Annotated in this window: 10 protein-coding genes and 4 tRNA genes; 4 read left to right on the top strand and 10 right to left on the bottom strand. The window is 58.3% G+C overall.

Features of this window, described 5'->3' with window-relative positions:
- Positions 1-61: 61 nt before the first annotated feature.
- The 10 genes from AB8996_RS01075 to secA form a co-directional block, all read right to left on the bottom strand.
- Positions 62-1,372, bottom strand: a complete 1,311-nt coding sequence (locus AB8996_RS01075) for a pyrimidine-nucleoside phosphorylase (protein WP_369297122.1) — start codon at positions 1,370-1,372, stop codon at positions 62-64.
- On the bottom strand, positions 1,359-1,817 hold the full coding sequence (locus tag AB8996_RS01070; protein ID WP_369297121.1) for a cytidine deaminase: 459 nt from the start codon (positions 1,815-1,817) through the stop codon (positions 1,359-1,361). Before AB8996_RS01070 ends, AB8996_RS01075 begins: the two co-directional genes overlap by 14 nt.
- Positions 1,810-2,472: a deoxyribose-phosphate aldolase gene (gene deoC, locus AB8996_RS01065; RefSeq protein WP_369297120.1), complete on the bottom strand. Its 663-nt coding sequence runs from the start codon at positions 2,470-2,472 to the stop codon at positions 1,810-1,812. Before deoC ends, AB8996_RS01070 begins: the two co-directional genes overlap by 8 nt.
- A gap of 15 nt (positions 2,473-2,487) precedes the next feature.
- Positions 2,488-3,432 (bottom strand): sugar kinase, encoded by a 945-nt coding sequence (locus AB8996_RS01060; RefSeq protein ID WP_369297119.1) that lies wholly within the window; start codon positions 3,430-3,432, stop codon positions 2,488-2,490.
- Between the two features lie 21 nt (positions 3,433-3,453).
- A complete protein-coding gene (locus AB8996_RS01055; RefSeq protein ID WP_369297118.1) occupies positions 3,454-4,413 on the bottom strand; it encodes a type I phosphomannose isomerase catalytic subunit in 960 nt (319 codons plus the stop codon).
- A gap of 74 nt (positions 4,414-4,487) precedes the next feature.
- Entirely contained in the window at positions 4,488-5,855 is a 1,368-nt protein-coding gene (locus AB8996_RS01050; RefSeq protein ID WP_369297117.1) for a penicillin-binding transpeptidase domain-containing protein, read from the bottom strand.
- Positions 5,852-7,663, bottom strand: coding sequence for an FtsW/RodA/SpoVE family cell cycle protein (locus AB8996_RS01045; protein WP_369297116.1), 1,812 nt, complete (start codon positions 7,661-7,663; stop codon positions 5,852-5,854). The genes AB8996_RS01050 and AB8996_RS01045 overlap by 4 nt, the downstream gene beginning before the upstream one ends.
- Positions 7,664-7,711: 48 nt before the next feature.
- Positions 7,712-8,386, bottom strand: a complete 675-nt coding sequence (locus AB8996_RS01040; RefSeq protein ID WP_369297115.1) for a UDP-N-acetylglucosamine pyrophosphorylase — start codon at positions 8,384-8,386, stop codon at positions 7,712-7,714.
- Positions 8,387-8,460: 74 nt separating this feature from the next.
- Positions 8,461-9,249: a hypothetical protein gene (locus tag AB8996_RS01035; RefSeq protein WP_369297114.1), complete on the bottom strand. Its 789-nt coding sequence runs from the start codon at positions 9,247-9,249 to the stop codon at positions 8,461-8,463.
- 148 nt (positions 9,250-9,397) lie between these two features.
- On the bottom strand, positions 9,398-12,148 hold the full coding sequence (gene secA / locus AB8996_RS01030; protein WP_369297113.1) for a preprotein translocase subunit SecA: 2,751 nt from the start codon (positions 12,146-12,148) through the stop codon (positions 9,398-9,400).
- A 239-nt stretch (positions 12,149-12,387) separates the two neighbouring features.
- Between secA and AB8996_RS01025 the strand changes: the two genes are divergently transcribed.
- The 4 genes from AB8996_RS01025 to AB8996_RS01010 all read left to right on the top strand — a co-directional run bounded on the left by AB8996_RS01025 (position 12,388) and on the right by AB8996_RS01010 (position 12,993).
- A tRNA-Gly gene (locus tag AB8996_RS01025) sits at positions 12,388-12,461 on the top strand.
- A gap of 245 nt (positions 12,462-12,706) precedes the next feature.
- Positions 12,707-12,783: transfer RNA gene (locus AB8996_RS01020), tRNA-Arg, on the top strand.
- A gap of 5 nt (positions 12,784-12,788) precedes the next feature.
- A tRNA-His gene (locus tag AB8996_RS01015) sits at positions 12,789-12,865 on the top strand.
- A 53-nt stretch (positions 12,866-12,918) separates the two neighbouring features.
- Positions 12,919-12,993: transfer RNA gene (locus tag AB8996_RS01010), tRNA-Gln, on the top strand.
- The last annotated feature ends 312 nt before the right edge of the window (positions 12,994-13,305 follow it).

Below are 13,305 nucleotides of genomic sequence, written 5' to 3'. Positions count from 1 at the left end.
ACACGCAGAAATCGCCCCACAAGCGGAAGATATTCCGCTTATGGGGCGATTGTTTCTTTTCTTATTCCGCTTCTATTCTGTCAAGGATCAGGGGCGTGGCTTGGGGCGGGTCTTGGGCGAAGGTCAGGGCGGCGCGCAGGCGCTCTTCTCCCCGGCGGCAGCGCCCATCGCTGTCCGCATACAGCGTGGCAATGGGTTCGCCCTCCCTGACAAATTCGCCCTTGCTTTTGTGCAGGACAATCCCCGCGCCTAAATCCACGGCGCTTTCCTTTGTTTCCCTGCCTGCGCCCAGTTCTACCGCGGCAAGCCCGCATTCTTCGGCATTTATCGAGGTGATCCAGCCGGAGCTTTGGGCGGTCACGCGCCGCACTACCGGGGACAGGGGCAGTTTCCCCGTATCCCGCAGGCAGCTGCTGTCGCCGCCCTGGGCTTCCACCATTTCGCAGAATTTTCGGAAAGCTCTGCCGGAGCTCACCGCTTCCGCCGCCTTTTGCCGGGCTTCCGTGAGCGTTTTTGCCTGCCGCCCCAAAAGGACCATGTTCGCCGCCAGCTCCAGGCAAAGGTCGGAAAGCCGCCGGTCGCCGCGGCTTTGGAGCACATCGCAGGCTTCCGCGATTTCCAGAGAATTGCCGATATTCCTGCCCAGGGGCATATCCATATCCGTCAGCAGGGCCACGGTTTTCCTGCCCACGCTCTGCCCGATGCGCACCATTTCCTTTGCCAGCTGCCGGGCTTCCTCCCGGGTCTTCAAGAACGCGCCGGAGCCCATTTTCACGTCCAGCAAAATGGCGTCCGCCCCGGCGGCGATCTTCTTCGACATGATGCTGGAAGCGATGAGGGGCAGGCTCTCCACGGTGGCGGTCACGTCCCGCAGAGCATAGAGCTTTTTGTCCGCCGGGCACAGGTTGCCGGACTGCCCGATCAGCGCAAGCCCCGTGCAGCTGACAATATCGAAAAATTCCTCCCGGGGCAGCTCCGTGCGAAAGCCGGGAATGCTTTCCAGCTTATCCACGGTGCCGCCGGTGTGCCCCAGCCCCCTGCCGCTCATTTTGGCGATCTTCACCCCGCAGGCGGCGGCAATGGGCGCGCAGATCACGGTGGTCTTATCCCCCACGCCCCCGGTGGAATGCTTATCCACCTTTACGCCGGGGATCGCGGACAGGTCTACCATATCGCCGGAGCGCGCCATCTCCATGGTGAGGGCGGCGGTCTCCCGGCGGGTCATGCCCTGAAAGAAAATCGCCATCAGCAGGGCGGAGGCCTGATAATCTGGAATTTCGCCCTGGACAAAGCGCTCCACAAAAAAGTGGAGCTCCTGCCCGGTCAGCTCGCCGCCCTCCCGCTTTTTGTGAATGATATCATAGGCTCTCATGGTGGTCCCCCGATTCCCGCAATTGTTCCGGTCCAAAGGACAGGGGCAGTAATTCCGCCAAAGTATAGCGCTGAATTTTCTTGCCGTCGCTGAGCAGAACGGTGAACCCCGGCTTGCAGAATTCCCGTATGACCTGCCGGCACACGCCACAGGGCGGGCAAAATTCTGTGGGCTCCTTCCCCGCCGCGCCGCCTACCACGGCAATGGCGAGGAAGTCCCGTTTGCCGTCGCCCACCGCCCGGAAAAACGCGGTGCGTTCGGCGCAGTTGCCGGGGGATAACGCCGCGTTTTCAATATTACAGCCGGGGTACACCGTGCCGTCCCCGCAGAGCAGCGCCGCCCCTACCGCAAAGCCGGAATAGGGGCAGTAGGCGGCTTTCCTTGCCTCCGCCGCCCGCTGCACCAGCGCTTCATATACCTGCTCCATGCCCGGTTTTTCAGCCATGCCGCACCTCCTGCTTTGCCAGCGCCACCAAACGGCTGGTGCCCAGCCGGGAAGCGCCCAGCGCCAGAAACTGTTCCGCGTCCGCTATGGTGGAAATCCCCCCTGCCGCCTTGACCTGCACGGTCGGGGGACAGTTTTCCCGCAGGAGCTTTACGTCCTCAAAGGTAGCCCCGCCGGAGGAAAACCCGGTGGAGGTTTTGATAAAATCCGCCCCGGCTTGGGAAACCGCCCCACACATTCTCAGCTTTTCCTCCCGGGTCAGCAGGCAGGTCTCTATAATGACCTTCAGCACTTTTCCGGCACAGGCGGCTTTCACCGCCCGAAGCTCCTCCAGCACCCGGTCGTCCTCCCCGGACTTCACCCAGCCCAAGTTCACCACCATGTCGATCTCGTCCGCGCCGTTTTGAACCGCGTCGGCAGCCTCCGCGCATTTCACCGCCGTGGTGGAATACCCGTTGGGGAACCCAATGACGGTGCATATCTTCACCCGCCCTCCGGCATAGTCCGCCGCCTGCTTTACAAAAGAGGGGGGAATGCACACGGAAGCCGTTTGGAAAGCAATGCCGTCCTCTACGATCTGCCTGACCTCCTCCCAAACGGCGTCCTGCCGCAGCAGGGTGTGGTCCACATGGGATAAAATCTCCGAAAGCTGCAAAAGAAAGCCCTCCTTTTATGCCGTGCCGGATAGAATGATATTTCCCAGCTGCTCCCTGGTGGGCAGCCCCTCGTTGTCACTTTTCTGGGAAATCTGGATCGCGCCCATCACGTTGCCGCGGAACGCCGCTTCCTCCAGGGTCTCTCCCTCCGCCAGGGCGGAGATCACCCCGGCGGCAAAGCCGTCTCCCGCGCCTACGGTGTCCACGATCTCCCGCACCGGGAAGGCAGGGGATATCCCGCTTTTCCCGCCCTTTTCCGAGAAATACGCGCCGTCCTTGCCCAGCTTGACAATGACGTTTTTCACGCCGCGGCTGTGGTAAAATTCCGCGATCCCTTCGGGGCTTGCTTCCCCGGTCAGCAGCTTTCCCTCATTGATGCCGGGCAGCACGGTTTCCGCGCTCTGCGCCAAAGCATTCAGCGTGGAGACCATCTTTTTCTCGCTTTCCCACAGCTGGGGGCGCAGGTTGGGGTCAAAGGAAATGGGCAGCTCCAGCGCGTCCGCCCGGGCGATCAGCCGCTTTACGGAAGCCAGGGCGCTGTCGGACACGGCGGGGAATATCCCCGTCACGTGCAGCCGCCCGCAGCCGTACAGGTCCAGCCTGTCAATGTCGTGGGGAGAAATGCGGGAAGCTGCGGAGCCTTTGCGGTAGTAGGCGATCGCCGGGTCGCCGTCCGGCAGGAAGCCCTTGAGCATCAGCCCGGTGCTTTCCCCCTCCGCCTGGGACACCAGATCGGTGGAGATCCCGTTTTCCCGCAGCCCCCGCAGGATTTTTTCCCCCAGCGGGTCAAAGCCCAGCCGGGTGCAGTACGCGGGCTGGTGCCCCAGCCGGGCAAGCCCCACCGCCACATTGTATTCCGCCCCGGCAATGGAGGACGTAAAGGTCCTGACTTCGCTCAGGTCCCCGGTTTCATTTGCCATAAACAGCCCCATAGGCTCGCCCAGCAGAATGATCTTCATGGTGTTTCCTCCTGAGTTTTCTTATACGGTGGTCCGTATCACCTGACAGTTCCCGGAAACGGTGACCGTTCCGGCTCCCGCCGGAACGAACACGCTGTCCCCCGCCCTGCAGGAAAGAGTGTTCTCCACCCCGGCGATCTCCGCCGTACCCGTCAGAACGATCAGGGACAGGAAGCTGTCCTCTCCGGCGGTCAGGGTCATCGTCCCGGAAATTTCCAGCTTCTCCGTGGTGAAATATTTGCAGGAGGCAAGCTTTTTCACGCTGCCGCCCGCCACCGGCTGGGCGCCGCCCTGCCGGTCGGTGGTGTCGGAGGGGGTAAACCTGAACACCGCCAGCGCCTTTTCCACATGAAGCTCCCTGGGCTTGCCGTCCGCGCCCCGGCGGTCATAGTCGTAAACGCGATAAGTGCAGTTGGAATTCTGCTGTATCTCGCAGATGAGAATGCCAGCCCCGATGGCATGAATGGTGCCGGATTCAATAAAGAACACGTCCCCAGGGTGTACGTCCACCCGGTTCAGCACCTCCAGCACGGTGTTGTTTTCGATCCTCTGCCGAAATTCCTCCCGGGTGATTTCCCGGTTCACGCCGAAATACAGGAACGCGCCGGGCTCGCAGTCCATCACGTACCACATTTCCGTTTTGCCGTATTCGTGTTCCTCCCGCAGGGCGTATTCATCGCTGGGGTGCACCTGAATGGAAAGGGGCTCCCTGGCGTCAATGAATTTGATGAGCACCGGGAAATTCTCAAACGCCTTTCCATGGCTACCCAGCACGTCTTTCCCGACTTTTGCGAAGTATTCGCCCAAGGTCAGCCCATCGAACGCTCCCCCTGTGATCCTGCTTTCTCCGGCAGGGTGGGTGGAAAGCTCCCAGCTTTCCGCAACTTTGTCGTAATCGCAGTTTTTGCCGTACACGTCCCGCAGCTTTGTGCCGCCCCAAAGGTAGTCCTTAAAGGCAGGGGACAGCTTTTCGATTTTCATGGTGACCACGTTCCTTTCTCCGCGAAATTTCGATCTTTCTCTATCGTCAAAAAGTTTTCAATCTTTCTAAGCGCTCAGGAATTTACGATCTCCCGCAGCACGGCGGCAATGGCGTTTCCGGCGCTTTCAATGCCGCCGGAACCCTCCTCCACCAGCGCGGCGAAAGCGTAGGGATATTTTTCGCTGTCGCAGAAGCCGATGATCCAGCAGTTGGGGGCCTTTTCCTCCCCCACCTCTCCTGTGCCGGTTTTGGCGCAGACATTCATGCCCTCCGGGAACATCCAGTCCCCGTAATATTCCTCCACGTCGTTGCGCAGCAGGGACTTCAGCTGGGACGCCGTGCCGGCGGTCATGAGCCGCCTGTCCTCCTGCCGGAAGCCGCCGAACAGGTCCAGCCCGGAGGTGAGACGGGGCTGGACGTATTCGCCGCCGTTGGCGGTGGCGCCCATCAGCACCATCATGTGGTAGGGGTTCGCGAGCAGCGTATACTGTCCCACGCCTGCCCAGCCCAGCTGGTTTTCATTGCAGCCGCTCAGGTCGATGGTGCTTTCGGAAACGGAAATGCCGTCGAAGGAAAGCACCATGTTAAAGCCCATCTCCTCCGCCTTTTTTTGCAGAAGCTCGCTGCCGATATCCCGGGCAAGCTGGGCAAAATACACATTGCAGGAATTGCCCAGCGCCTCGTACATATTCTGGGTTCCGTGGGCGTCGCCATGCAGGCAGGTGATATCGTCCCCGCCCATTTCCAGAGAGCCCTCGCAGGTGTAGGTGCGCTCGCTCCAGGAATCGGGCCACAGCTCCATTGCCGCGGCGGCGGTGACCACCTTGAAAATGCTGCCCGGCGTAAAGGAGCCGGACAGGGTGTTGTCCAGGTACACGCCCTTATAGTCCTCGTTCGTTTCGATATCCTCCGGCACGTTTTCCGGGTCTACCGTGGGGGTGCTGACCTTGCAGATCACGTCCCCGTTTTTATAGTTATAGACGATGATGCCGCCGTTATGCCCGTCCAGCGCGTGATACGCCGCCGTACAGACATTCTGGTCCACGGTCAGCTCCAGATTGCTGCCCAGGCGGTTAAACACGGTATCGTTCAGCCCGGTGATCACATTATAGCCGGACAGCCTGGAGCTCATGGTATGCTGCACCCCGGTGCTGATATATCCGTAATTATCCCCCACGGTGTGGTACAGCGCCCGGCGGACGGTTTCGTCTTCGCTGTACACGCGAACGCCGTCTTCGGTAGACGCCAGCAGGTTGCCGTTTACGTCTTTGATATCTCCCAGCTTCGCGGTGGCCTTTTCCGAATAGAGGTGCCCGTTATAGGGCTGGGTCGCCCACCAGCTGCCATTGATGAACAGCTCCACTACAAAATACCCCAGCCCGCCCAGAAAGGCGAACAGCAGGATATACAGTACAATGGAACGCATTCCCACAGTTTTCATGAATAGATGTCCTCCATTTCCCGCGCGCTTCTCCCGGCAGACCGCCCGGAGGGTCTGCCCGCTCCGGCGCCGCGCCCTCTGCGGTCAGGCGGCGTATTGCGGCTGGCGCTTCCGCTGCTGTGGCGGGAAGCCCGGCGGGCGGCGTAGGTGCGCTCATCGGAAGCCTTCAAAAACGCCATCATCGCCCACACGGAGATCATGCTGGAACCGCCGGAGCTGATAAAGGGCAGCGTCACGCCGGTAAAGGGCAGCACGTCCACAGGTCCGAACACATTGAGGCAGGTCTGGAACAACAGCATTCCCGCCGCCGCGCAGGCAGCGATGGAGAAAAAGGTGGAACGGCTGCGGGTGACCTCGCTTCTGGCATACAGAATGAACATGGCGATCGCCATCAGGACCACCAGCCCCATGAACAGCCCCTGTTCCTCGCAGAGCAGCCCAAACACCAGGTCGCTGTCGCCCATGGGGACCTCAGGCATACAGCCCTGCCCCAGCCCCACGCCGAACAGCCCGCCGCTGGCGATATAGGTCAGGGTGTGGGTCTGCTGGAAGCCCGCGCCGTACATATCGTCCCACACGTGCCCCCATAAAGAGAACCGGGCGATCACATGGGATTTGAATTTCAAAACCAGCATCAGCCCCAGACAGGCGCCACCCAAAATCAGCGCAATGGTGCGCACACTGCCGGAACGCATGAAAGCGATGATCAAAAAGCCCGCGAAGAACACCACGGCGGAGCCGTAATCCCCCATCAGGGCAAGGCAGCCCACGCACGCCAGGGTGAACACCAGGAATTCCGTGATATTCTTTTTCGTTTGCAGCCTGTCCAGCGTGGACGTGCCCACGAAAATAAAAGCGATCTTGATAAGCTCCGAGGGCTGGAAGCTGATGGGACCAATGATGATCCAGTTTTTCGCGCCGTAGATCTCCCTGCCGATCACCAGATTCAGCGCAAAGAGCGCCAATGCCCCAATGCCGATGGCAACGCGGAATTTTGCCACGCGCTCCATATCGTCCATGAACCACAGCATGACGCAGAACAGGATCATGCCCAGCAGCATGGCGGCGATCTGGGTCTTGACCTCCCCGATATCATAGGCGGCAAGCAGCAGAATGCCGATACCGGACAGCAGATACGCCACCGTTTCTATTTCAAAGCTGACATGGTGGCGGATCCCCATAAAAAAGGTGTACAGTCCCCAGCCCAGGGCAAGCACGATGAAAAACGGCACAAATTGCACCGGGGCAAAGCTTCCGCCCGCAAAGCAGCTCTGCACCGCCATGAGAAGATGCACCAGGGTGGCGCTCACCATCAGCTTGGCAGGCGAGGCGGCTTTCCGGGAAAAGCCCACGAACACCCGCCGCTTTTTCTCCGGCTGGCTGTCCGAGTTCCACAGGGACAGGGTGGTGGAGCCCATGGTGATCTTGTCCCCCACGTTGACAAGCTTCCTTCCGTCCACCTTTTTGCCGTTGACGAACACGCCGGATTTCGAGCCGGTATCGCAGATGAACCAGCCCTCGTCCCGGCGCAGGAGCACCGCGTGGTCCCGGGAGGCGGTGGCGTCCGGCAGGTAGACGTCACAGCTTTTGCTGCGCCCGATGGAATTTTCCCAGTACAGCACCGGGAACCTGGTGCCGGAGGCTTCGTCCCACAGGGTGATGACCGGGTCGCGCTTCCGCTGCCCCTTTTGAAATGAGGTATAACTGCGCCACACCACATAAAGCGCCAGCACAGGCGTGATGACGCGCAGGATCAGCAGCGCCACCGGCAGCACGCCGGACTGCAAAAATTCAGTCAACCATTCCACGGCGATTTCTTCCCTTTCTGTTTCAATTCCCCGGTTTTCCCCAAAGGCTTATTCCCGAATCTCCGCAAGCTTCCCCTGCTTGAAGATCATGTTCCCCGGCACATAGCCCCGCACCGAGGACAGGGGGTATACTCTGGAATTCCTGCCGATCACCGTGCCGGGGTTCAGCACGCTGTTGCAGCCGATCTCCACATGGTCGCCCAGCATGGCGCCGAACTTTTTCAGCCCGGTTTCCCGCTTTTCGGCTTCAAATTTCACAACGACAGGGGTCTTATCCTGCTTTACATTGGAGGTGATGGACCCCGCGCCCATGTGCGCCCAGTGCCCCAAGATGGAATCTCCCACATAGTTATAATGCGGCACCTGCACATGGTCGAAAAGAATGACGTTTTTGAGTTCGGTGGAGTTGCCCACCACGCAGTGCTCCCCCACCAGCGCCTTGCCGCGGATAAACGCCCCGGGGCGCACTTCCGTTTCCGCCCCGATAATACAGGGACCCGCAATATAGTTGTTTGGGTATATCCTGGCGGTTCTGTGGATCCAGATATCCTCGCCCCTTTTCTCGTATTCCTCCGGGGAAAGGGTTTTCCCCAGCTCCAGAATGAAGCTGCCGATCTCTGCCAGCGCTTCCCACGGATATTCTGTCTTTTCCAGCAGCGGCTTTGCCGCCGTATGGCTCAGGTCGTACAGCTCCGCCGTGCGGGCAATCTCTTTCGTTTCCATTATACAGGCCTCCTTTGTAGTCAATATCTCCGTTTAGATACGGGAAAGGGGCGGCATTCCCCACCCCCTGTTCGTTATGGTTCAAATCGGATCACAGTCCGGTCGATGGTGTCGATCTGGTTCAGGTCCAATTGCAACTCGCCCTTGTCCGTCTGCCGGATATCCAGCGCCACAGTGCGCATTTCCGGGTCGTAGGAAATGTTCGCCAGCTCCTGCTTACAGAAGTCCAGCACCTTGTCCAGGAACAGTTCCTCCGCGTTCACCTTTTCCCCCTCCGGCAGCGCCGGAGCCACGCCGGAGGAAGTGTCGTCCGTATCCTCGTCTTCCCCGGCGCCGTCTTCCTCATCGTAGTCATCGTCCGGGACCGTGCCGGGCAGGACCACGGGCTTTGCCGTGTTCACCGCGGTAGCTTCCTGCTGGGCGGCTGCCTTCAGCCTTTCGATATCCGCCTGCCGCCCTTCAAAATTGGTGATGGAGGCGATCTCCACCTCCAGATAATACCCTGTGTCTGTCTTCCGCTCGTCCTTTACCATGTACTTTGTCAGGGCAAACGCCTGCTTCATCACCTGCTGCAGCTCCTGAAGCTGGGCGTCGGAGGGAGACAGGTCGTAGGTATTGCAGAAATTCACTACCGCGTTTTCCACCGTGGTGCTGTTGTTTTCCTGCGCCTTTTCTTCGGTGATCTTGGCAAGCTCCATCAGGTCTTCGTTGGAATTGTGATAGCTGCTGTCCAGCAGCGCCTGAATGTACCGGGACACATCGTAATCGGCAAAGCCGGGCATGGGAATGGTGCACCCGGCAAGGCTGACCGCCAGCACCGCCGATAACAGCAGACAAAAGCAACCCCTCAGCAATTTTTTCATGAAAAATTCTCACTTCCTGAAACAGGCAGATTTTTCGATTTACTCATTTCTCCCGCAGCATTTCTTATATTTTGCGCGTCTTGCCGCAGGCAAGACGTTTCGCTCCCGAAGGGACTTTTTGTCCCTGCCAGGCAACTGCGGTTGAGATTTACTCATTTCTCCCGCAGCATTTCTTGTACTTCAACCCGCTTCCACAGGGACAGGGATCGTTGCGCCCGGGCTTCTTCTCCTTGTGCACAGGCTGCTTCTTCACCGTTTCGTCTCCCGCGGTGCCGGCGCTGGTCTCTTTCGCCACCTGCTCCCGCTTGGGGGCTTCCGGCGTGCGCAGCCGCACGGTGAGGATCATTTTTGCCGTGTTTTCCCGAATGGTGGCGATCATGGCGTCAAACATATCGGAGCCCTCCACCCGGTATTCCACCACAGGGTCCTGCTGGGCATAAGCGCGCAGGCGAATGCCGTCCTGCAGCTGCTCCATGGCGTCGATATGGTCCATCCACTCCTGGTCCACGTTCCGCAGCAGCACCACGCGCTCCACTTCCCGCATAACGGGAGAAGTAAACTGCTCTTCCCGCTTTTCATAAAGCCCGGCTGCCTTTTTCTGCAGCTCCTCCACCACAAATTCCGGCTCCAGGTCTTCCAGCTCCGCCTTGGAGAAATGCAGGTCGTTTTCCCCAATCAGCCAGCCGTTGTAATGCTCCCGCAGACCGTTCAAATCCCAGTCGTCATGGGGGGTATCCGCCGGCAGGAAGGTGCCGACTGTGGTCTCGATGGCTTCGTTCAGCATCTTCATGATGGCGTCCTTCATATTGGCGCCGTTCAGAACCTCGTCCCGCTGGCTGTAGATCTTGGCGCGCTGCAGGTTCATCACATCGTCGTATTGCAGCACGTTTTTCCGAATGGCAAAGTTCCGGCTTTCCACCTTGCGCTGGGCGCTTTCAATGGAACCCGTCACAAGCCCCGCCTCAATGGGCACATCGTCCTCAATGCGCAGCCGGTCCATCATGGTGGAGATCCGCTCGCCGCCGAACAGCCGCATCAAATCGTCTTCCAGGGAAATGTAGAACCGGCTCTTGCCCGGGTCCCCCTGACGGCCGGCACGACCGCGCAGCTGGTTATCGATCCGGCGGGACTCGTGGCGTTCCGTGCCGATAATGTACAGCCCGCCCAGCTCCTTGACCTCCTGCGCCTCCGGGGCGATCTCCTCTTTATACTTTCGGTTCAGCTCGGCAAAGGTTTTCCGGGCGTTCAAAATATCCTCGTCAGTGGTGCTGCTGTAGGCGGTGGCTTCCACCAGCTGTTCCTCGGTGAAGCCCATTTTCCGCATTTCCGCTTTCGCCATAAATTCCGCGTTGCCGCCCAGCAGGATATCCGTGCCGCGCCCCGCCATGTTGGTGGCGATGGTGACGGCGCCCTTTCTGCCTGCCTGCGCCACGATCTGGGCTTCCTTTTCGTGGTACTTGGCGTTTAAGACCTCGTGCTTTATGCCCCGCTGCTTCAGCATTTTGCTGAGCTGCTCAGACTTTTCAATGGTGATGGTGCCCACCAGCACAGGCTGCCCCTTGGCGTGGTGCTCCACAATATCGTCGATCACCGCATTGAATTTCGCCTGCTCGTTCTTGTATACCACGTCGGCGCAGTCTTCCCGGATCATGGGACGGTTGGTGGGAATTTCCACCACGTCCAGCTGATAAATTTCCGAAAATTCCTCTTCCTCCGTCATGGCGGTGCCCGTCATGCCGGAAAGCTTCTGGTACAGGCGAAAATAATTCTGGAAAGTGATGGTGGCAAGGGTCTTGCTTTCCCGGGCGACCTCCACGCCTTCCTTGGCTTCGATCGCCTGGTGCAGCCCCTCGTTGTACCGGCGCCCGTACATCAGGCGCCCGGTGAACTCGTCTACAATGATGACTTCCCCGTCCTTTACCACGTAGTCCTGGTCCCGGTGCATGATGCCCCACGCCCGGATCGCCTGGTTGACATGGTGCTGCACCTGGATATTGTCCGGGTCGGTCAGGTTTTCCAGATGGAAATATTCCTCCGCCTTTTTCACGCCCCGGCGGGTCAGGGAACAGGTTTTCAGCTTTTCGTTGACAATGTAGTCGTATTCCTTGTACAGCTCGTCGTTGTCCTCTTTCTCATCGGTCTCCTTGACCTTGATGAACCGCAGGCCCCTGGCAAAGGAATTGGCGCGGGCATACAGATCGTTCGCTTTGTCCCCCTGCCCGGAAATAATCAGGGGCGTTCTCGCCTCGTCGATCAGAATGGAGTCCACTTCGTCCACAATGGCGTAGTGGTGCCCGCGCTGGACCTTGTTTTCCTTATAGATGACCATGTTGTCCCGCAGGTAATCAAAGCCCATTTCATTGTTGGTGCCGTAGGTGATATCGCAGGCATAGGCGGCCTGCTTTTCCTCAGAACTCATACCGTTCAGGGCAAGCCCCACGGAAAGCCCCATAAAGTTGAACACCCGCGCCATCATTTCGCCCTGATACTTCGCCAGGTATTCGTTGACCGTCACCACATGGACGCCTTCGCCGGACAGGGCGTTCAGATAGGCGGGCAGCGCCAGCGTAAAGGTTTTGCCTTCACCTGTTTTCATTTCGGCGATGCGCCCCTGGTGCAGAATGATGCCGCCCTGCACCTGAACGGGGAACAGCCGGATAGAAAGCACCCGCGCCATAGCTTCCCGGCAGGCGGCGAACGCTTCCGGCAGGATATCGTCCAGCGTTTCTCCGTTATGCAGGCGGCCTTTCAGGATATCGGTCTGACCTTTCAGGGTCTCCTCACTCATCGCCTTATATTCGTCTTCCATGCCCAGCACCTTATCTACCAGGGGCTGGATTCGTTTCAGCTCACGCTTGCTGTAGTTTCCAAAGAGCTTCGTCAGGATATTATTTGCCATAGGTCAATTTCCATGTCCTTCCATCATACTATACGTACCCATACTATAAACTGTAGTATAGCATATATAGTACCCGGATTGCAAGGAAAGCCACAGTTTGTTTACAAAAAATATCTATTTCGCTCTGTGGAAGTAAAATGCACTGTAAATTCACCCCCAAAAAGGCTGCAAAAAACTTCTTGACGCAGGAAAAACCCTATGCTATAATAACAAAGCTGAAAATTTGTCAGCACCGTTATGCGGGTGTAGTTCAGTGGTAGAACTCCAGCCTTCCAAGCTGGTCGTGTGGGTTCGATTCCCATCACCCGCTCCATCGTCGGAGCTCGATCTGTTGGCTTGAAACGCCGCAAGCGGCGTTTGTTCGCCTGTCGGTCGGCTCCTCCTCTCAGAAAAAAATCTGTCGATTTTTTTCTGGAAAGGGCAAGGGCAGTTTCTCCTTTTCGAGTAACTGCTCACCCATAACAAGGGCGGTTTTTCTTTCAAACTGCCGCTTCTTTTGAGTTCCTACCGCAGTTTGCGGGTTACTTTTTACGAGCCTGTAGGGGTTCCTCACTTTATGCGCCAATAGCTCAGCTGGATAGAGCAACTGCCTTCTAAGCAGTAGGCCAGGGGTTCGAGTCCCTTTTGGCGCGCCAATATGGTGGATGTAGCTTAGTTGGTTAAAGCGCCAGATTGTGGCTCTGGAGACCGTGGGTTCGAGTCCCATCTTCCACCCCACTTAAACAGATGCGGAGTTTAATTCTAGCAATTAGGCTCCGTGTCTCCTATATTGGGCTGTCGCCAAGCGGTAAGGCAACGGACTTTGACTCCGTCACCCGTGGGTTCAAATCCCGCCAGCCCAGCCAAAATCCTGAACCGTCCGTTCTGGACGGTTCAGAATTTTTATCGGAAGCGGGATTTGAACCCGAGAGGGTCCGAGCGTAAAGAAACCATGCCGGCGGCATGGTTTTAGCGAGGAGCGGCGAGACGGGTACTGTTGCAAAGCAACGGTCGGCGAGCCATCAAACGCAAAGCGTTTGGTCAAATCCCGCCAGCCCAGCCAAAAGCAGAAACGCCCCAAAGGGGCGTTTCTGCTTTTGGCATGGGAGAAGGGATTTGATTTAGAAGAAAGCGCTGCTTTCTTCCCGCGCAATAAGCTTTGCTTATTGTGTTGCCAG

Origin of the sequence: uncultured Neglectibacter sp. (assembly GCA_937958185.1) — a bacterium.
Lineage (GTDB): Bacteria > Bacillota > Clostridia > Oscillospirales > Acutalibacteraceae > Acutalibacter.
The sequence above is the reverse complement of the archived record's forward strand: the minus strand, read 5'-3'. Positions and strand labels throughout refer to the sequence as shown.

Bases quoted from the DNA above. Each gene is read 5' to 3' on its own strand.
- AB8996_RS01070 (WP_369297121.1), bottom strand. From the start codon at position 1,817: ATGGCTGAAAAACCGGGCATGGAGCAGGTATATGAAGCGCTGGTGCAG.
- AB8996_RS01050 (WP_369297117.1), bottom strand. From the start codon at position 5,855: ATGAAAACTGTGGGAATGCGTTCCATTGTACTGTATATCCTGCTGTTC.
- AB8996_RS01060 (WP_369297119.1), bottom strand. From the start codon at position 3,432: ATGAAGATCATTCTGCTGGGCGAGCCTATGGGGCTGTTTATGGCAAAT.
- AB8996_RS01055 (WP_369297118.1), bottom strand. From the start codon at position 4,413: ATGAAAATCGAAAAGCTGTCCCCTGCCTTTAAGGACTACCTTTGGGGC.
- AB8996_RS01075 (WP_369297122.1), bottom strand. From the start codon at position 1,372: ATGAGAGCCTATGATATCATTCACAAAAAGCGGGAGGGCGGCGAGCTG.
- AB8996_RS01040 (WP_369297115.1), bottom strand. From the start codon at position 8,386: ATGGAAACGAAAGAGATTGCCCGCACGGCGGAGCTGTACGACCTGAGC.
- AB8996_RS01035 (WP_369297114.1), bottom strand. From the start codon at position 9,249: ATGAAAAAATTGCTGAGGGGTTGCTTTTGTCTGCTGTTATCGGCGGTG.
- secA (WP_369297113.1), bottom strand. From the start codon at position 12,148: ATGGCAAATAATATCCTGACGAAGCTCTTTGGAAACTACAGCAAGCGT.